General features: G+C 72.5%; 14 protein-coding genes. 8 read left to right on the top strand and 6 right to left on the bottom strand.

The annotated features are described in order from the left end of the window. Window positions 1-8 precede the first annotated feature (8 nt). Window positions 9-2,450, top strand: coding sequence for a SpoIIE family protein phosphatase (locus tag ACFYOP_RS05390; RefSeq protein WP_356899529.1), 2,442 nt, complete (start codon window positions 9-11; stop codon window positions 2,448-2,450). 353 nt (window positions 2,451-2,803) lie between these two features. Further along, on the top strand, window positions 2,804-5,617 hold the full coding sequence (locus ACFYOP_RS05385) for a hypothetical protein (protein WP_356899530.1): 2,814 nt from the start codon (window positions 2,804-2,806) through the stop codon (window positions 5,615-5,617). Between the two features lie 128 nt (window positions 5,618-5,745). Here the strand turns inward: ACFYOP_RS05385 and aceB are convergent, their stop codons facing one another. Next, window positions 5,746-7,368 (bottom strand): malate synthase A, encoded by a 1,623-nt coding sequence (gene aceB / locus ACFYOP_RS05380; protein ID WP_356899531.1) that lies wholly within the window; start codon window positions 7,366-7,368, stop codon window positions 5,746-5,748. Window positions 7,369-7,603: 235 nt separating this feature from the next. Beyond that, a complete protein-coding gene (locus tag ACFYOP_RS05375) occupies window positions 7,604-8,233 on the bottom strand; it encodes a nucleotidyltransferase family protein (protein WP_356899532.1) in 630 nt (209 codons plus the stop codon). 191 nt (window positions 8,234-8,424) lie between these two features. Between ACFYOP_RS05375 and ACFYOP_RS05370 the strand changes: the two genes are divergently transcribed. After that, entirely contained in the window at window positions 8,425-10,335 is a 1,911-nt protein-coding gene (locus ACFYOP_RS05370; protein WP_356899533.1) for a serine/threonine-protein kinase, read from the top strand. Window positions 10,336-10,462: 127 nt separating this feature from the next. Then, window positions 10,463-10,792 carry a DUF5955 family protein gene (locus ACFYOP_RS05365; RefSeq protein ID WP_356899534.1) on the top strand — a complete coding sequence of 110 codons (330 nt, stop codon included), beginning with the start codon at window positions 10,463-10,465 and terminating at the stop codon, window positions 10,790-10,792. A gap of 268 nt (window positions 10,793-11,060) precedes the next feature. Here the strand turns inward: ACFYOP_RS05365 and ACFYOP_RS05360 are convergent, their stop codons facing one another. The 3 genes from ACFYOP_RS05360 to ACFYOP_RS05350 form a co-directional block, all read right to left on the bottom strand. Next, window positions 11,061-11,234: a hypothetical protein gene (locus ACFYOP_RS05360; protein WP_356899535.1), complete on the bottom strand. Its 174-nt coding sequence runs from the start codon at window positions 11,232-11,234 to the stop codon at window positions 11,061-11,063. A gap of 134 nt (window positions 11,235-11,368) precedes the next feature. Beyond that, a complete protein-coding gene (locus tag ACFYOP_RS05355; RefSeq protein ID WP_356899536.1) occupies window positions 11,369-12,001 on the bottom strand; it encodes a response regulator transcription factor in 633 nt (210 codons plus the stop codon). Then, the gene (locus tag ACFYOP_RS05350; protein ID WP_356899537.1) at window positions 11,998-13,221 is read right to left on the bottom strand and encodes a sensor histidine kinase; all 1,224 of its coding nucleotides are present in this window, start codon (window positions 13,219-13,221) and stop codon (window positions 11,998-12,000) included. The genes ACFYOP_RS05355 and ACFYOP_RS05350 overlap by 4 nt, the downstream gene beginning before the upstream one ends. Window positions 13,222-13,332: 111 nt before the next feature. Between ACFYOP_RS05350 and ACFYOP_RS05345 the strand changes: the two genes are divergently transcribed. Continuing rightward, a complete protein-coding gene (locus ACFYOP_RS05345) occupies window positions 13,333-14,397 on the top strand; it encodes an FtsX-like permease family protein (RefSeq protein WP_356899538.1) in 1,065 nt (354 codons plus the stop codon). Next, window positions 14,394-15,080 (top strand): ABC transporter ATP-binding protein, encoded by a 687-nt coding sequence (locus ACFYOP_RS05340; RefSeq protein ID WP_356899539.1) that lies wholly within the window; start codon window positions 14,394-14,396, stop codon window positions 15,078-15,080. Before ACFYOP_RS05345 ends, ACFYOP_RS05340 begins: the two co-directional genes overlap by 4 nt. A gap of 83 nt (window positions 15,081-15,163) precedes the next feature. Here the strand turns inward: ACFYOP_RS05340 and ACFYOP_RS05335 are convergent, their stop codons facing one another. Further along, complete coding sequence (locus ACFYOP_RS05335; RefSeq protein ID WP_356890284.1) at window positions 15,164-15,964, bottom strand: IclR family transcriptional regulator; 801 nt, start codon at window positions 15,962-15,964, stop codon at window positions 15,164-15,166. 311 nt (window positions 15,965-16,275) lie between these two features. Here ACFYOP_RS05335 and allB point away from each other — a divergent pair, with 311 nt between their 5' ends. Next, window positions 16,276-17,619: an allantoinase AllB gene (gene allB / locus ACFYOP_RS05330; RefSeq protein ID WP_356891153.1), complete on the top strand. Its 1,344-nt coding sequence runs from the start codon at window positions 16,276-16,278 to the stop codon at window positions 17,617-17,619. A gap of 3 nt (window positions 17,620-17,622) precedes the next feature. After that, a complete protein-coding gene (gene alc, locus ACFYOP_RS05325; RefSeq protein ID WP_356890286.1) occupies window positions 17,623-18,747 on the top strand; it encodes an allantoicase in 1,125 nt (374 codons plus the stop codon). Window positions 18,748-18,842 lie beyond the last annotated feature (95 nt).

The raw sequence follows: 18,842 nt of genomic DNA, 5'->3' as shown, positions 1-18,842 counted from the left end.
TGAAGGTGATGAACCGGGCTGTGCAGGCTGCGAGCACCTGGAACGTGGCGAGTGCCTGGAGGGCGTTGGAGGCGGCGGAGGACCGAGACCTCCGCGGCCCCCTCGACGTCGCCGTCGCCGCCGCGGTGGTGCTCGACGCCCGCGACACGGTGATCGGCTGGAGCCCGGCCGCCGCGGAACTGCTCGGATATGCGGCGGACGAGATCGTCGGACGGTCCGCCGAGGTGTTCCTGTGCGAACCGGACCGTGACGGCACCCCGTCCCCGGCCCACGGCCACGCACCCCGTCTCGCCCGCCACCGCGACGGACGCGGCATCCCGGTCGACGTGGCGGTGTGCGACCTGACCGGCGGCGCCGCGGCGCGGGTCCTGGTTTTGGCCGAGTCGGCACGGCTGCGACTGTGGGAGTCCCGGCTGTCGATGCTGGACGGACTGGCCACCCAGTCACCGGTCGGGCTGGCCATCTACGACACCGAGCTCCGGCTGACCTGGGCGAACGCCGCGCACAGCGCCGAGGTCGGCCTGCCGCTCGAGCGGTACCGGGGGATGCGGGCGGACGAGCTGTACCCCGCCGGCGTCTTCGTCACCGAGGGGTACCCCAAGACGCTCGACGGCGTGATGTACCACGTCATCGACACCGGCGAGCCCATTCTCGACGTGCATTTCCTGGGGGAGATGCCCAGCGATCCCGGCAGGGATCATCTGTGGTCGTGCTCGTACTACCGGCTGCAGGACGCCGAGGGCCGGGTGCTGGGGGTGTGTGAGGACGCCTTCGACATCACGGACCGTTACGAGGCACAGGACCGGCTGGCCCTGCTGGTGGAGGCCGGGCGCCGCATCGGCACCACGCTGGACGTGGCGTCCACCGCCCTGGAGCTGGCCGACGTGGCGGTGCCGGAATTCGCCTCCGCGGTGCATGTCGACCTCGCGCCCGGGGTGCCGGAGGGCGGCGAGCCGCGCTCCGGATGGGCCGACAGGAACGCCTTCATCCGGATCACGGGGACAGCGCGGGGCCCGGTCGGCGAGGCCGTCGCCTACCGGCCGGGGTCGCCGCACCTGCGGAGTCTTTCCTCGGGGGGAAAGGTGCTCGACGACAACGCCCTGGTGGTCCCGCTCCGTATCGGCGGTGACGTCCTCGGCCTCGTCACCTTCGTCCGCACCGGCCGGCCGGCCGTCTTCGACAACGGCGAGGTCGCACTCGCCGACGAGCTGGTGGCCCGCACCGCGGTGTGCATCGACAACGCCCGCCGGTTCGCCGGTGAACGTGCGGCGGCCCTCACCCTGCAGAGGGAGCTGCTTCCGCAGCATCTGCCGCACCACTCCGCCGTCGACATGGCCTACCGCTATCTGCCCACCGACGACGTCACAGGCGTCGGAGGGGACTGGTTCGACGCCATTCCCCTCTCCGGCGCACGGATCGGTCTGGTGGTCGGGGACGTGGTGGGCCACGGTCTGCCCGCGGCGGCGACGATGGGACGGCTGCGCACCACGGTGGAGGCTCTCGCGAAGCTGGACATGGCCCCGGAGGAGCTCCTCACCCGGCTGGACGACCTGGTGGGCCCGGTCTCGGGCGGGGCGGGCGCGGAGCCGGAGCCGGGTGCGGGGGAGGTGCCGGGCGCTTCGGCGACGGGGGGACCGCATCCCGATGTGACCACCGGCGCCACGTGTCTTTACGCCGTGTACGACCCGGTGTCGGGGCGCTGCACGATGGCGAGGGCCGGGCATCTGCCGCCGGCGGTCGTGGTGGCCGGGGACTCGTACTCCTTCCCCGAGCTGCCGGCCGGGCCGCCGCTGGGTCTCGGCGGCCTGCCGTTCGAGTCGTTCGATCTCGATCTGCCCGCGGGCAGTCTGCTCGCCCTGTACACCGACGGCCTGGTGGAGACCCGGGACCGCGACATCGACCAGGGGCTCGACATCCTGGGACGAGTCCTGGCGGGCCACCGCGACCTGCCGCTGGAGGAGCTGTGCGACCGGGTGGTGGCCACCTTGCTGCCCGACGGCACGGCCGGCGACGACACGGCCCTGCTCCTGGTCCGCACACGCGAGCTGGACGCCGGTCAGGTGGCGGTGTGGGAACTCGAGGCGGAGGCGGTCGCGGCCGGCCGCGCACGGGAGCTGGTCACCGGGCAGCTGGCGGCCTGGGGCCTCGACGCGCTGACGTTCGAGACCGAACTCGTCGTCAGCGAACTCGTCACCAACGCGGTCCGGTACGCCGAGGGGCCGCTGCAGATCCGCCTCATCCGCGACCGGACCCTGCTGTGCGAGGTCGCGGACACCGGCCACACCTCCCCGCATCTGCGGCACAGCACGGCCGAGGACGAGGGCGGCCGGGGCCTGTTCATCGTCGCCCAGCTCGTCCAGCGGTGGGGCACGCGCTACAGCCGGTACGGCAAGACGATCTGGACGGAACAGGCGTTCCCCGGCGGGCCGGAAGGACCGGCGGAGGGCTGAGCACGGCGGGGCCGGTCGCTCAGCCGGCGGGCTTCTCCCGGACCGAGACGAGCCGGCGGCTCTCGCTCGTGAACGCCTTCCCCGTCCAGCCGTCCCACCGGTCGCGCAGCCACAGCCCGGCGGGCTCGCCCATCCAGCCGAGCCGTCACCGGCGAGTCCCGCCGGGACGTCCACCGCCGGGTCCACGCGGCCGGGGCGAACGTGTCCGCCGACGACGCGTCGTAGGTCCCCGCGCGGGCGTTTCCGAGCCGCACCCGCCGCCGAGCCGGCCGCAACACGGTTTGCCGTTACGGCCGTAGGCGACGCGTACCGGCCACTACACTCGGCCCGCGCGCGGTTACGGGGAGGGTCTCATGACGCAACGCTCTGTCACGCCGGACCCTCCCTTCACGGGCTGGGAGGACGCCGCTGAGGAGGCCGTCTACCGGAAGTCGGTCGACGCCTGCCTGGACAGCCCGCAGATGGGGCGCCGACTGGAAGCGCGGCCGACCGTCACCGCGGAGGCGGTCCGGTCGGCCATGCATCTGAACGCCAACGTGGAGCGTGCGCTGGGGCGGTGCCGCGACAGCCACGCGGCGTACCGGTCGGTGAAGCACCTGCTGGCCGAGGTCAGGTGGGCGCTTGCCGGGGCCCGGGCCGACGTCGTGTTGGACCTGCGCTCGTTCTGCGCCTGGTTCTGTGTGCTGGCGTCGCTGACCACCGTTGTCTGGCTCGCTCTGTTCGTGACGTTGCGGATCGATGTGAAGGTCGTCCTCATGGCACTGGGTGTGGGCGTGGTGCTCGCACCTCCGGCGCTCTGGGTCTGGCGCAGTGTGCCGGCACGCCTGAACCTGCTGGCGCAGCTGGTCGTGCTGGCCGGTCTGGTCGGTGCCCCCGTACTCGCCGTGCGTCTGCGAATGACGACCGCGCAGTGGGCGTACGACCTGCAGAACAACGGCACCCGTCCCGTCATGCTCCTGGTGACCGAGGCACTCCTCGGTGACGACCCGCATTCGGTCCTGCTGCCGGAGAACTACGACGGGCTGCGGTCCTCGCAGGGCACCGAGTACGTGGTGCCTGCCGCCGCGGCCCGGGAACTCGAACACAAGCTGTCCCTCCTCTCGGGCGGGACGATCGCGCTCTGCGGACCACGGGGGGTCGGCAAGACCACGCTGCTCGACGGTTGTGTCCGGGAACCCGACTTCGCCGTGCGGGTCGCCGTGCCCGCCGCGTACACGCCCTACGACTTCGTGCTCGCCGTCTGCATCAGGACCTGCGAGGACTGGATCAGACGCGCCGGCTACGAGGTGCCGCAGCTCGCACGCCTCTCCGGATGGGTGCGCTCACGGCGCCGGGCCGGTGACGCGGTCCGCTCCCTGCGGCGCCGGCTCTTCTTCGCCGTACCCGCGGCCGCCCTCGTCGCCCTCGGCTCCGCGGCGGCGGCCCGCTCGGCGTGGGACCGGCACAGCGCCGCCCTGGGTTCGTGGACCGAGACGCTGCGGCGCTGGTCCGACGGACAGATCCAGGCCGTCTGGCACGGGGAGCGCGTCGGCGTCGCTTTGCTCGTCACCTGCGCCGGCCTCTTCCTCTGGCATCTGCGGACGTCCGAGAGGTGGCGTCGCCGGCTTCGCGCCGTGCCCGGCCTGCTCGTGCTGCTCGCGGGCCTGGTCCTGCTTGCCGGTCCTTTCGTCAGCCTGGGATTCGACCCCGATGTGCGGCATCACGTGACCGCTCTCCTGGAGACACCGCTGTTCGTCCTCGGCGAGGTGGTCCTTGTGGCGCTGACCGCTTTCCACGGGTTGATCCGTTCCCTCGGTATCGAGGTGGAGATCCAGGGCCACCGGATCCCTGTCCACCGGTTCGCCCTGGCGGCGGCACTGGGCTGCGCGGCCCTTGCCGGATTCCTGCTGTTCTGGAACCAGCACTCGCACGCGCTGCTCGTCGAGAGCGGAAATCCGGTCCGGCTCGCGTACTTCGTCGCCGGTCTGCTGTTGCTGCGGCTCTCGCGATGGCGGGCCAGGGCCCCTGAGCCGGCGCTGGTGAGGCAGTGCCGCGACCAGCTGTACCGGCTGAGGACCGTTCAGAGCACTTCGGCCGCGCTCACCCTCGGTGTCGCCCAGATGGTGAGCCCGGCGGGTGCGCACACGTCGGCCCTCTCCAGCGTCCCGCCCAGCTTTCCCCAACTGGTAGACGACTTCCGGGTACTGATGGCGGGCATAGCCGTCGAGACACACATGAAGGGCGGCCGGACGCTGGTCTGCATCGACGAGCTCGACCGTCTGGGCTCCGACCTCCAGGCGCTCGGATTCCTCAGCGAGGTCAAGGCGATCCTCGGTGTTCCCCGGGTCCACTACCTGATCTCCGTCGCCGAGGACGTGGGAGCGGCGTTCGTCCGCAGAGGCATGCCCCACCGTGACGCGACGGACAGTTCGCTGGACGACGTGGTCCATGTGCGGCCAGGGGATCTCGAGGAGTCCACAGCCATCATGGACAGGCGGGCGCCCGGACTCACCCGGCCGTATGTGCTGCTGGCCCACGCGCTGTCGGGCGGTGTGCCGCGGGACCTCATCCGCTACGGCAGGCGGATCATGGAACTGCACGAGAGCACCCGCGCCGTCGAACTGGCGGACATCTCCTGCCTCATCGTCGTCGAAGAGCTGTCGGACACCTTGGCCGGTTTTCGCGCGCTCCTGGCGAAGCAGCCGTTGAGTGCCCTGGACGCCGATGTGCTGACCGGCTGCCGCAACCTCATGGAGCACCTGCGTCACACTTGTCCGCACCGGACGGAGGGTCTGCTGCGCACGCTGGAGGCCTTCGCCGCCCTGGGGTCCTCGGGGACTACCGGCGCGCCCCCACTGCCCGAGGCGGCCAGGCAGCTCATCGACGAAGCCTCGGCCTACGTGTACTTCGCCCTCACCCTGCTTCAGGTGTTCACGCCGCCGGCGTTCGAGCAGCGGAGCATGGCCGCTCTGAACAGCACTCCTGACGGCCACCCCCAGGTACTGGCCGAGGCACGGCTCGAGCTCATCGTCTCGCCGCACAGCACGCGCAGCCTCATCGACACCGTGCGGCACGCGTGGGGCCTGCCGGCTCTCACTGCGCCCACCCCACCGGTCAGCGGCATCCCGGCCCCGCGCCGCGGTCAGCGGTGCGCTCTCGCCGGCTGCGCCCGGTCGAGGTATCCGTAGCCCCTTCCAGGTCCGCGGCCCTGTCCGGACCGCCCGACGCGGTCCACGGCAAGCCCGGCCGTCGGCGCCCGGCGCACCGCCCCTGGTGCTGTGCGGTACCGGGGGCGGGCGCCGGGCGGAGAGGCGGGTCAGCGGGCGAGCTGCTCGTACGCGGGGAGGGTGAGGAAGTCCTCGTAGTCCTCGTCGAGGGCGACCTTCAGCAACAGGTCGTGCGCCTGCTGCCACTTGCCCGCCGCGAACGCCTCCTCGCCGATCTCCGCGCGGATCGCGGCCAGTTCCTCCGCCGCGACCTGCCGCGCGAGTTCCGGCGTGGCGCGCTCGCCGTTCTCGAACACGACGCCCGCGTTGATCCACTGCCAGATCTGGGAGCGGGAGATCTCCGCCGTCGCGGCGTCCTCCATCAGGTTGAAGATCGCGACGGCGCCGAGGCCGCGCAGCCACGCCTCGATGTAGCGGACGCCGACCTGGACGGCGTTGCGCAGGCCCTCGTACGTCGGCCTGGCGTCGAGCGAGTCGACGGCGATCAGGTCGCCCGGCGCGACGCTGACGTCCTCGCGCAACCGGTCCTTCTGGTTGGGCTTGTCGCCGAGCACCGCGTCGAAGGAGGCCATCGCGATCGGGACGAGGTCCGGGTGGGCGACCCAGGAGCCGTCGAAGCCGTCGCCGGCCTCGCGGTCCTTGTCGGCCTTGACCTTCTCGAAGGCGACCTTGTTGACCTCCGCGTCGCGGCGGGAGGGAATGAAGGCCGCCATGCCGCCGATCGCGTGCGCGCCGCGCTTGTGGCAGGTGCGCACCAGCAGTTCGGTGTACGCGCGCATGAACGGGGCGGTCATCGTGACCGCGTTGCGGTCCGGGAGGACGAACTTCTGCCCGCCGTCACGGAAGTTCTTCACGATGGAGAAGAGGTAGTCCCAGCGGCCCGCGTTCAACCCGGAGGCGTGGTCGCGCAGTTCGTAGAGGATCTCCTCCATCTCGTACGCCGCGGTGATCGTCTCGATCAGGACGGTCGCGCGGACGCTGCCCTGCGGGACGCCCATGTAGTCCTGAGCGAAGACGAAGACGTCGTTCCACAGCCGGGCCTCGAGGTGCGACTCGGTCTTCGGGAGGTAGAAGTACGGGCCCTTGCCGAGGTCCAGCAGCCGCTTGGCGTTGTGGAAGAAGTACAGGCCGAAGTCGACCAGGGCGCCGGGGACGGGTGTGCCGTCGAGCGTCAGGTGGCGCTCGGCGAGGTGCCAGCCGCGGGGGCGCATCACGACGGTCGCGAGCTCCTCGGCGGGCTTCAGGGCGTACGACTTGCCGGACTTCGGGTCGGTGAAGTCGATCCGGCGCTCGTACGCGTCGATGAGATTGAGCTGGCCGAGGACGACGTTCTCCCAGGTGGGGGCGGACGCGTCCTCGAAGTCGGCGAGCCAGACCCTGGCGCCCGAGTTGAGGGCGTTGATGGTCATCTTGCGGTCCGTGGGCCCGGTGATCTCCACGCGGCGGTCGTTCAGGGCCGCGGGCGCCGGGGCGACCTTCCACGAGTCGTCCGCGCGGATCGCGGCGGTCTCGGGGAGGAAGTCCAGCGTGGACGTACGGGCGATCTCGGCGCGGCGCTCGGCGCGGCGGGCGAGCAGCTCGTCACGGCGCGGGGTGAAGCGCCGGTGCAGCTCGGCCACGAACGCGAGGGCCGCCTCGGTAAGGACCTCTTCCTGCCGGGGCAGGGGCTCGGCATCGACGATTGCCAGCGGGGACGGCGCTGGTGCGGACATGAGCTGTCACTTCCTTCGCGAGCTTCACGGGCTGTGCGCGGACCCGCCGTGCGGCCGCCGGGTCGCCGCCGGACGGCACTGAGTGCCAGGGCTCCGAGGTACAGCCGAAGGCGCCGTCCGAGCGGTCAGACGCTTCTGAACAGTGGATAGTAGTTATCGCATAGTGGAAGTTCAATGGTTTGTTGATATCGAGATTCTCCGGGTCGACAGAAGGTGGCGCAGCGTGCCACGCCGCTCACCGAAGGTGGCGCAGATCTTCGGGAGTGTCGATGTCGTACGCCGCGGCCACATCACCGCACTCCACCAGCGTCACCGCGTCGGCGTGCGCCGCCAGATACGCCCGCGCGCCCCGGTCGCCCGTCGCGCTCTCCGCGATCGCCGTCCACCGGTCCGCGCCGAAGAGCACCGGGTGCCCGCGCCGCCCCCCGTACGCCGCCGCCACCAGCGACGCCCGCGATCGGTACGCCGCACGCACCCGCGCCACCGCCGCCGCGCCGATCCCCGGCTGGTCCACCAGCAGCACCAGCGCCGCGTCCGGGCCGCCGGTCCCCTCCTCGGCGAGTGAGACGAGACCCGTGCGCAAGGAGGAGCCCATTCCCTCCGCCCAGTCAGGGTTGTCGCTCACCACGCACCCCGACAGATCCGCCTCCCGCCGCACCCGGTCCGCCGCCGCACCCAGCACCACGTGCACCGGAGCGCAACCGCCCTCGCGGAGCGTCCGCACCGCGTACTCGACGAGTGGTCTGCCGTGGTGCACCAGCAGTGCCTTCGGCCGGCCGCCGAGGCGCCGGCCGCCGCCGGCCGCGAGCAACAATCCGGCGACGGCCGGTCCTTGGAGTGCGGACGTAGTCCGAGGAGATGACATGAGGACTCTCTATCCCATGAGCGGACGAATGGGCGGACGGCGCAGCCGCCGCGGCGCTGCGCCGAACGGGGGTCGTCCGCGCGATCGTGCAACCGCCCCCGCACCGCCGGTCGTCCGACGTGGAGAGCGGGTGCCGCCTTGGATAAGGTGCACCTTCAACACTGAGGTACGCCATGGGGGATCAAGAGTCGATGAGTGGCCGCGCGCACCAGGGAACGGTCTTCAAGCCGCTGGGTGAGGACGATCCGAAGCATGTAGCCGGATACAAGATCGCCGCTCGGCTCGGCGCCGGCGGTATGGGCAAGGTCTATCTGTCCTACACGCCCGGAGGACGCGCGGTCGCCATCAAGGTGATCCGCCCCGACTTCGCCCAGGACGCCGAATTCCGGCGCCGCTTCGCGCAGGAGGTCCAGGCCGCGCAGCGCGTGCAGGGCCTGTTCACCGCGCCCGTCATCGACGCCGACGCCGAGGCCGAACAGCCCTGGCTCGCCACGGCCTACGTCCCCGGCCCGTCCCTCTCCGACGCGGTGGCCCAGCACGGCAAACTGCCCGTCGAGACAGTGCTGTTGCTGGTCGCCGGCATCGCCGAGGCGCTGCAGATCATCCACGGCGCCGGCATCGTCCACCGCGACCTCAAGCCGGCCAACGTCCTCCTCGCCGCCGACGGTCCGCGCGTCATCGACTTCGGCATCGCCCGGGCCGCCGACGCCACATCGCTGACCAGCAGCGGCGTCACCATCGGCACGCCCTCCTTCATGGCCCCCGAGCAGGCCGCCGGCAGTCATGTCACCCCCGCCACCGACATCTTCGCCCTCGGCCAGATCGCGGCGTACGCGGCGACCGGCAGGGCGGCGTTCGGCGAGGGCACCTCGCACGGCGTGCTCTACCGGATCGTGCACGAGGAGCCTGACCTCACCGAACTCCCCGAGCAGCTGCGCGAGTTGGTCACCCGCTGCATGGTCAAGGAGCCGGAGAACCGGCCGTCGGTCGCCGAGATCCTGAGCATCTGCCAGGCCGCCAACGGCGAGACGGTGCTGCGCCGTCCGGAGGAGTGGCTGCCGAGCGTCGTGGCCGCCGAGATCACGACCCGCAAGGCCGCGCCCGCCCCGCCGGCCACCCCCGCCGCTGGCCAGCCGCCCGTGGCGACTCCGGCGGCCGCCGCGGCCGCGCCGACCCACGCGCCGACCGCGCACGCGGCGCCGCAGACCCCGCCGCCGGGCTTCGGGCCCGCGCCGCAGACCCACCAGCAGCCGCCGGTCCAGCCGCAGCAGCCCGCCGCGCCCCAGCCGCCGGCGCACCACCAGCAGCCGTCCGCCCAGCAGTCGCCCGTCCAGCCGACGTACGGCTACCCGCAGGCCGCCCAGCCGGCGCCCGGCTACGGCTACCCCCAGACCGGGCCGTACCCGCAGCAGCACACCGGCCCGCAGCCGTACAGCACGGTCGCCTCTCCCGTCCCCGCCGCCACGCCGCCCAAGAAGAAGAAGGTCCGCAACTTCGCCATCGCCGTCCTCGTCACCCTGGTCGTCGGCGGCGCCGCGGGCGCCGGCGCCTACATGGCGCTGTCCGGTGACGGCAAGGGCAAGACGAACCAGAGCCAGGGCAAGGGCGAGCCGTCCGCGAACAGCACGCCCAAGCAGGAGAGCCCGTCGGGCAGCGCCACTCCGGGCGGCGAGGGCGACGGCCTGGACACCGCGCCCGGAGACCCGCTGCCCGCGCCGGAGCCCAAGACGTACACCGGTCTCGACATCGTGGACAACTACCACATCTTCCTCGACCACGATCCGATCAAGCCGCTCGACGACGACTCCAACGCGGACTTCGAGTACGAGGGCGGCATCAGCCGGATCGACACCGAGAACGGCAGGATGATCCTGCTGCGCACCGGGCAGAGCGGCGACCTGGACACCTGCCGGAGCGACACGCGCTACACCAGGACCATCGATATGGGGCTGCTCTCCAAGGGCTCCCAGATCTGCGTCCTCACCGACTCCGGTCACGTCGGGCTCGTGACCTACCAGGGCAAGTCCTCGGAGAACGACGCCAGCCGGTTCATCACGGTCGACGTGACCGTGTGGCGCAACGCGATGGACCCCGTTCCTTAGTCCTGAATTCGGTGCGCGAGGTGGCGCGGTGCGGGCCGTATGGCGTTAACTGGCCCGCACCCCTCGGGCGGGCCGACCCGTCCCCGGGGGCCAGGGACGTGCACAAGGACGTGCGAGGGGCTGGGCTTTGTTGCGGAGCGTGGGGCAGACGCGGGTGACGGGCAGAGGCAGTGGCGAGGACCCGCGAGCGGCGGAGCTGCGGGCGGCCGTCGCCCGGCTCCGGCGTGAACTCGCCGGGCATCCGGCGGACTTCGGCGACCGGGGCATCGCCGAGGACGAACTGGCCGTACTGGCGGCGATGGTGGCGGCGGGCGATCCGGAAATCCCACGGATGCGCCGCTCCCTGCTGCTGATCGCCGGCGCGATCGGGTCCGTCAGCGCACTGTCGCCCGCGCTGATGCAGGTCCGCGCGGCGGTGGACCTCTTCGGCGAGTGCCCGCCGCGGCGTCGCGTCTGACGTCCGCGGCGTCGACAGGCCGGGCACCGGGGACTGTCCGTGCGCCCGCGACCGCCCGTGCGAGCGGTCGGCCGAACGGCCGGTGCGCCCCACCGGTCGGCGGGGCGCACCGGTCACGTCCGCGTCCACGGACTACGTGACCATGCCCATCTGGTCGCCTCCTCGTGCTCCGCAGGGATCCGGCCCGCCGTGCGTCGGAACGATGAGGCAGCTCTCCCGGCTGCGGCCGTGCCGCCGCCGGGAGCACCTGCCGCACGCGGTGACGTGGTCAGCGCCTGAAGCCGTGCTTCGACTTCTCCTTGCTGTCGCGCGCCTTGCCCCGCGTCTCCAGGGCCGCGCCCTTGGCAGCGGTGGTCTCCTTGCCCATCGCGTGGGCGGCCTTCCGCACGGCCATGCCGACAACCTGCTCGGCCTTGGCCTTGGCCTTCTCTCCGGCACTCATGTCGGTCCTTTCGTTGACTCCATCCATCCGGCTGCCCGAGCCGCGGGAGTGGAAACCGATCGCGTCGCGCGAGCGCGGAACGCCGCGGGCCTCGGCCGCGCCGCGTCGGCGACGCCGATCGCGGCCGTACGGAATCACCGCCGGATCAGCCTGCGGGCCGTCGCCGCCGCCACCGCCGCCGTGCGGGAGTCGACGCCCAACTTGGCGTAGATGTGTACAAGATGGGACTTCACTGTCGCCTGGCTGAGGAACAGTTCCTTGCTGATCCGCAGGTTCGACAGGCCGTCGCTCACCAGTTGCAGCACTTCCAGCTCCCGCTTGGTCAGCGCCGCCGCGGGCGTCCGCATGCGGTCCATCAGCCGGTGCGCCACCGCCGGGGCCAGCGCGGACCGGCCGGCCGCCGCCGTGCGGACCGCCGCGGCGAGCTCCTCCGGCGGCGCGTCCTTCAGCAGATAGCCCGCCGCCCCCGCCTCCACCGCCGCGAGGATGTCCGCGTCCGTGTCGTACGTGGTGAGGATCAGCACTCGCGGGCCGTCCGGGAGCGCGTTGATCGCCGCCGTCGCCTCGGAGCCGTGCATGCCGGTGCCGAACTGCAGGTCCATCAGCACGACGTCGACGCCGCCCACGGCCGCGCGCCGCACCGCCGCTTCCGCGGTCGCCGCCTCGCCGACCACCTCGAAGTCGGCCTCGGTGTCGAGGACGGCCCGCAGCCCCGCCCGTACGACCGGGTGGTCGTCGGCGAGCAGCAGCCGGACGGGGCCGCTCACGCGCCGCGCTCCCAGGCCGTGGCGGGCAGCGGCAGGATCAGGGCGACGGCCGTGCCCTGGCCGGGGGCGGACTCGACGCTCAGCGTCCCGCCGAGCGAGCTCGCCCGCGATCGCATCGCGCGCAGCCCGAAGCCGCCGTCCCCGCCGCTGCCGCCCGCACCGTCACCGTCCCCACCGTTCCCGCGGGGCGTCGTGTCGGGGTCGAACCCACGGCCGTCGTCGACGACGTCGAGCGACACCGAGGTGTCCATGTAGCTGAGGGTGATCTCCGTGCGGGACGCGGCCGCATGGCGTTCGGTGTTGGCGAGCGCCGACTGCGCGGTGCGCAGCAGCGCCGCCTCGTACGGGGTCGGGAGCTCGACGGGTGTGCCGCTGACGCTGAACTGCACCGCGGGTCCGTGCGCGCCGGCGCACAGCCGTTCCAGTGCGCCGGCCAGCGAGCCGCGCTCGAGATCCGGCGGGGTGAGGGCCCGTACGAAACGGCGGGCCTCTGCGAGGTTGTTCTGGGCCGCGCGCCGCGCCTGCCGGACGTGCCGGGCGGCCGGGGCGTCCTCGTCCAGTGCGCGCTCGGCGGCGCGCAGCAGCAGCTGGATGCTGGACAGTCCCTGGGCGAGCGTGTCGTGGATCTCGCGGGCGAGCCGCTCCCGTTCGGCCAGCGTCCCCGCGGTGCGCTCCGCGGCGGCGAGCTCCGCACGGGTGGAGACGAGCTCCTCGATCAGCCGCCGGCGGCTCTCGCTCTCCCGGTACAGGGCCTGGTAGCCCAGCACGGTCGCCACCGCGACGGCCCCGCCGAGCAGCGGTCCGATGAAGGTGCCCGGGGTGACGGTCTGCCCGTGCAGCAGGAAGCTCCCGATCGCGGCGGCGGCGGTCACGACCACGGCGGTCAGGCCCCATCGCACCGGCAGCAGATGGAGCTGGAGGAAGTAGAGCGGGAACGCGACCCAGAGGGCGTCCGGCGACAGGACCAGCAGCGCCAGCCATGTCGCGCCGAGCGCCGCCAGCCACAGCGCGGCGGCACGGGGCGAGCGGTGCACGGCCGGGGTGAGGACCCCGGCCGCGTACACCGCGGCGACCAGCGCGGCGGCGGCCACCACCACGTACGCGTGCGGTTCGCCTCCGGTGACGGCCCGGACCGCGGCCAGCATCAGCAGTCCGGCCAGCAGGGCGTGCAGGCACAGACGCAGGACGCGCATGACGGGGGTGAGGGTCCGGGTGTCCATGGTCCCTCCAGCGTAAACAGGGTGCCCGGCGACCGGCTCAACCAAAAGGTTGAGAGGGACACCCACCGGCGTGCGATGCCCCGCCGGGCCGCGCGCGCCAGGCTGGCAACCATGTTCGTCGCATGGAGAGACCTCCGCTTCGCCAAGGGGCGGTTCGCACTGATGGGCACGGTCGTCGTGCTGATCACCCTGCTGGTGGGCCTGCTGTCCGGGCTGACTGCCGGGCTGGCCAGGGAGAACACCTCTGCCCTCACCGGCCTGCCCGCCGACCGCATCGCCTTCGCCGCGCCACCGGGCGGTCGGTCGGTGTCGTTCGCCAATTCGGCCGTCACCGAGAGCCAGTGGCACGAGTGGTCGGCACGTCCCGGTGTCACGGCCGCGGCCCCGCTGGGCATCCGCACCCTCAACGCGACGGCCGGGGAGCGTACGGCCGCCGTCTCGGCCTTCGGCAGCGAGCCGTCGGCCGGACTGGCACCGCGTCCGGTGCGGTCCGGTGAGGTGGTGCTCTCCGAGCCGGCCGCGGACGAGCTGGGACTGCGGGCCGGTGACCGGGTCCGGCTGGGCACGCTGGACGCAGCGGTCGCGGCCGTCGAGGGCGACGCCTCGTACTCCCACACCCCGGTGGTGTGGACGGCGCTGGACGACTGGCAGCGCATCGCGCAGGGCCCGGCGGCGACCGTGATCGCGCTGACCACCACGGGCGGCGCCGACACCGCCGCGGCCGACGAGGTGATCGGTACGAGCACCCGCACCGTCGACGACGCCCTGAACGCCATCGGCTCCTACCAGTCGGAGAACGGTTCACTTCAGCTGATGCGCGGCTTCCTGTTCGCGATCTCGGCGCTCGTCGTCGGTGCGTTCTTCACGGTGTGGACGATCCAGCGCGGCGGCGACGTCGCCGTGCTCAAGGCGCTCGGCGCCTCCACCCGCTATCTGCTGCGTGACGCACTCGGGCAGGCCGTGGTGATGCTCGCCGCCGGCACGCTGCTCGGCACCGCGCTCGCGGCCGGCGCCGGGGCACTGATCAGCGGCGGCGACGTGCCCTTCGTGCTCGACGCGCCCACCGTCCTCTTCCCCGCCGGCGTGATGATCGTCCTCGGCGCGGCCGGGGCGGCCCTGTCCATCCGGCGGATCACCGCCGTCGACCCCCTGACCGCACTCGGGAGCGCCCGATGACCCTGCTGCTCGACGACATCACCCTCACCTACCCCGACGGCCGGGGCAGGCTCACCGCCGTCGACCGGGTCTCGCTCGACGTGCCGGCCGGCTCGCTGACCGCCGTCGTCGGGCCGTCCGGCTCCGGCAAGTCCAGCCTGCTGGCGGTCGCCGCGACCCTGGTGACGCCCGACAACGGCCGGGTCGTCGTGGCCGGCACCGACACGGCCGGGATGACGGCGGCGGCGAAGGCCGCTCTGCGACGAGAGCACATCGGCATCGTCTTCCAGCAGCCGAACCTCCTGCCGTCGCTGACGGCGGCCGAACAGCTCCAGGTCATGCCCCACATGTCCGGCCGCGCCGCGCGCACCGCGCGCGGCAGGGCCCTCGAACTGCTGGACGCCGTAGGGCTCGCGGACGAAGCCGGCCGCAGGCCGCACCAGCTCTCGGGCGGCCAGCGTCAACGGGTGAACATCGCCCGCGCGCTGATGAACGACCCGGCGGTGCTCCTCGTCGACGAGCCGACCAGCGCACTCGACCATGAGCGGGGTGCGGCCGTCCTGGACCTGCTGGTGCGTCTGACCCGTGAGCGGGCGACGGCGACGGTGCTGGTGACGCACGACCGGGCGCATCTGGAGCGGATGGACCGCACGGTCACGATGACGGACGGCCGGCTGACGCCGGTGGTCGCCGCGGCACGCTGAGCGGGGCGGTCCGGACCGTTTCCCGGTGGCGGGAAAACATACGGAAGGGGCCCGGGACCGGTCCCGGGCCCCTTCCGCCGCCGTCAGCCCTGTCCGCCTGTGTTCGCGAGCGCGGTCGACAGGTCGCGGGCGACCTCCTGGAGCAGGGGGACGATCTTGTCCGTGGCCGCCTCCGTCACCCGGCTCGCCGGGCCCGAGATCGAGACCGCCGCGGCCGTGGGGGAGTCGGGCACGGAGACCGCCAGGCAGCGGACGCCGATCTCCTGCTCGTTGTCGTCCACCGCGTACCCCGCCCGGCGGACCTGCTCCAGCGCGTCCAGGAAGCCGTCGGCCGTGGTGATCGTCTTCTCGGTCGCGGCCGGCATGCCGGTACGGGCGAGGAGGGCGCGTACCTCGTCCGCCGGGGTGTGCGCGAGGAGCGCCTTGCCCACGCCGGTGGAGTGCGGCAGCACGCGACGGCCGACCTCGGTGAACATCCGCATGGAGTGCTTGGACGGCACCTGCGCCACGTACACGATCTCGTCGCCGTCGAGCAGCGCCATGTTCGCGGTCTCGCCGGTCTCCTCGACGAGGCGGGCGAGGTAGGGGCGCGCCCAGGTGCCGAGCAGCCGGGACGCCGACTCGCCGAGGCGGATCAGCCGGGGGCCGAGCGCATAGCGCCGGTTGGGCTGCTGCCGGACGTAACCGCAGGCGACGAGGGTCCGCATCAGCCGGTGGATGGTCGGCAGGGGCAGGCCGCTGCTGGCGGAGAGCTCGCTGAGACCGACCTCCCCACCGGCGTCGGCCATTCGTTCGAGAAGGTCGAAGGCGCGCTCAAGGGACTGCACGCCGCCGCTGGCGGCGGGCTTGGCTGCGTCGGTGGCGCTGGCGCTGGACGTCGGCACGTCGGCGGTCCTTTCGGGCAGGCAGGGCAAGTCAGCAGCCTACCGGGCGCAGGTCGGGGGCACGTTGGCCGCCGAGGGGAGTACTGGCCGGTCAGGGGGTGTTTGTCCGTGTGTCTGCGGTGTTGCGCGGGCCCGCTTCCGGCTGAAGCGACCATCCTGAAATGGAATTGTACTTCCACTTTGTGGAAACGTACAAGGCTGACCGTCCGGGCCGGACGGGTCTTGACGGGTACTCGGCGGAGGGGAAGACTCCTTCAACAGTTCGTTGAATTTTCGCTGAGCAGTGGAAGTGAGGGGAGCGGGTGTCCGACGTGTCCGACGTGGAAGTGGAACTGGTCCTGCGGTCGACGCGGGTGATCACCCCCGAGGGGACGCGCGCCGCGACGGTCGCCGTCGCCGGCGGGCGGATCGCCGAGGTGGGGCCGTACGACGCCGCCGTGCCGGCCGGTGCGCGGCTCGAGGACTTCGGGGACGACGTCGTCCTGCCCGGCCTCGTCGACACCCATGTCCATGTGAACGACCCCGGCCGCACCGAGTGGGAGGGCTTCTGGACGGCCACCCGCGCTGCCGCCGCGGGCGGCATCACCACCCTGCTCGACATGCCGCTCAACTCGCTGCCGCCCACGACCACGGTCGACCACCTCGCCACCAAGCGGGAGGTCGCCCGCAGCAAGGCGCACATCGACGTCGGCTTCTGGGGCGGCGCGATCCCGTCCAACGTCAAGGTTCTGCGGCCGCTGCACGACGCGGGCGTCTTCGGCTTCAAGTGCTTCCTGTCGCCGTCCGGCGTCGAGGAGTTCCCCGAGCTCGACCAGGAGCAGCTCGCCCGCTCCATGGCGGAGATCTCCGGGTTCGGCGGGCTGCTGATCGTGCACGCCGAGGACCCGCACCACCTGGCCGCCGCGCCGCAGCAGAGCGGCCCCAAATACGCCGACTTCCTCGCGTCCCGGCCCCGGGACGCGGAGAACACCGCGATCGAGGGCCTGATCTCGCACGCCAAGCGGCTCGGAGCCCGTATCCATGTCCTGCATCTGTCCTCCAGCGACGCCCTGCCGCTGATCGCCGCCGCCAAGCGGGACGGGGTCGCCGTCACCGTCGAGTCCTGCCCGCACTTCCTCACGCTCACCGCCGAGGAGGTCCCGGACGGCGCCACCGAGTTCAAGTGCTGCCCGCCCATCCGGGAGGCCGCCAACCAGGACGCGCTCTGGCAGGGACTCGCCGACGGCACCATCGACTGCATCGTCTCCGACCACTCTCCCTGCACCACCGACCTCAAGACCCCGGACTTCGCATCCGCCTGGGGCGGCATCTCCTCGCTCCAGCTCGGCCTGCCGGCGATCTGGACCGAGGCCCGCAAGCGCGGCCACACCCTCGACGACGTCGTCCGCTGGATGGCGAAGGCCCCGGCGGAGCTGGCGGGCCTGACCGCCAAGGGCGCCATCGAGGCGGGCCGCGACGCCGACTTCGCGGTCCTCGCCCCCGACGAGACCTTCACCGTCGACCCCGCCCATCTGTTCCACCGCAACCAGGTGACCGCGTACGCGGGCAGAACGCTGTACGGAGTCGTCAGATCGACGTGGCTGCGCGGCGAGCGGATCGTGGAGAACGGCAACCTGGCCGCGCCGACGGGCCGGCTGCTCGAAAGGAACAACTGAACCGTGTCTGCATCCTCCATCCCCACCTTCACCGGTGACGCCAGCCCGTACGGCGGCGGCGACCCGTACGCCGACTACCGCGCGGCCGACTTCCCGTTCACGCAGTGCGCCGACCTCGCCGACCGCCGCCTCGGCGCGGGCGTCGTCGCCGCCAACGACGAGTTCTTCGCCGAGCGCGAGAATCTGCTGAAGCCGGAGCCCGCCGAGTTCGACCCCGAGCACTTCGGGCACAAGGGCAAGATCATGGACGGCTGGGAGACCCGCCGCCGCCGCGGTGTCTCCGCCGAGCAGCCCCACCCCACCGCCGAGGACCACGACTGGGCGCTCGTACGCCTCGGCGCCCCCGGTGTCGTACGCGGCATCGTCGTCGACACCGCCCACTTCCGGGGCAACTACCCCCAGGCCGTGTCGGTCGAGGGCACGTCCGTCGCCGGCTCGCCGGCCCCGGAGGAGCTCCTCGGCGACGACGTGAAGTGGACGACGCTCGTCCCGCGCACCGCCGTCGGCGGCCACGCCGCCAACGGCTTCGCCGTCGACGTCGAGCAGCGCTTCACGCACCTGCGCGTCAACCAGCACCCCGACGGCGGCATCGCCCGGCTGCGGGTGTACGGCGAGGTCGTGCCCGACCCGCGGTGGCTGGCCGCGCTCGGCACCTTCGACCTCGTCGCGCTGGAGAACGGCGGCCAGGTCGAGGACGCCTCCGACCGCTTCTACTCGCCGGCCACCAACACCGTCCAGCCCGGCCGTTCCCGCAAGATGGACGACGGCTGGGAGACCCGCCGCCGGCGCGACCAGGGCAACGACTGGATCCGCTACCAGCTGGCCGGCCACTCCGAGATCCGCGCCGTCGAGATCGACACCGCGTACCTCAAGGGCAACAGCGCGGGCTGGGCGGCACTGTCCGTACGGGACGGTGCGGAAGGCGCCGAGTGGCGCGAGGTCATGCCGCGCACCCGGCTCCAGCCCGACACCAACCACCGGTTCATGCTCGACGCCCCGGCGGTCGGCACCCATGTGCGGATCGACATCTACCCCGACGGCGGCATCTCCCGCCTGCGGCTGTTCGGCTCCCTGACCGAACAGGGCGCGGCCCGTCTGACCGCCCGCCACCAGGAGCTCGGCGGCTGACGAGCCGTCACAGGACGGGGGAGGCGCGACACCCTCCCTCCCGCGCGGGGCGCACCGGCCGACAGCAACGGTGCGCCCCGCGCGCATGCCGCGGG

This window comes from Streptomyces sp. NPDC006294, assembly GCF_042870895.1.
Lineage (GTDB): Bacteria > Actinomycetota > Actinomycetes > Streptomycetales > Streptomycetaceae > Streptomyces.
Note: the sequence above shows the minus strand (reverse complement) of the source record. Positions and strands in the feature narration are given on the sequence as shown.

Excerpts from the sequence above, each read along its gene's own strand:
- ACFYOP_RS05390 (WP_356899529.1), top strand. The coding sequence starts at position 9 with ATGAACCGGGCTGTGCAGGCTGCGAGCACCTGGAACGTGGCGAGTGCC.
- ACFYOP_RS05385 (WP_356899530.1), top strand. The coding sequence starts at position 2,804 with ATGACGCAACGCTCTGTCACGCCGGACCCTCCCTTCACGGGCTGGGAG.
- aceB (WP_356899531.1), bottom strand. The coding sequence starts at position 7,368 with ATGTCCGCACCAGCGCCGTCCCCGCTGGCAATCGTCGATGCCGAGCCC.
- ACFYOP_RS05375 (WP_356899532.1), bottom strand. The coding sequence starts at position 8,233 with ATGTCATCTCCTCGGACTACGTCCGCACTCCAAGGACCGGCCGTCGCC.
- ACFYOP_RS05370 (WP_356899533.1), top strand. The coding sequence starts at position 8,425 with ATGAGTGGCCGCGCGCACCAGGGAACGGTCTTCAAGCCGCTGGGTGAG.
- ACFYOP_RS05360 (WP_356899535.1), bottom strand. The coding sequence starts at position 11,234 with ATGAGTGCCGGAGAGAAGGCCAAGGCCAAGGCCGAGCAGGTTGTCGGC.
- ACFYOP_RS05350 (WP_356899537.1), bottom strand. The coding sequence starts at position 13,221 with ATGGACACCCGGACCCTCACCCCCGTCATGCGCGTCCTGCGTCTGTGC.
- ACFYOP_RS05345 (WP_356899538.1), top strand. The coding sequence starts at position 13,333 with ATGTTCGTCGCATGGAGAGACCTCCGCTTCGCCAAGGGGCGGTTCGCA.
- ACFYOP_RS05340 (WP_356899539.1), top strand. The coding sequence starts at position 14,394 with ATGACCCTGCTGCTCGACGACATCACCCTCACCTACCCCGACGGCCGG.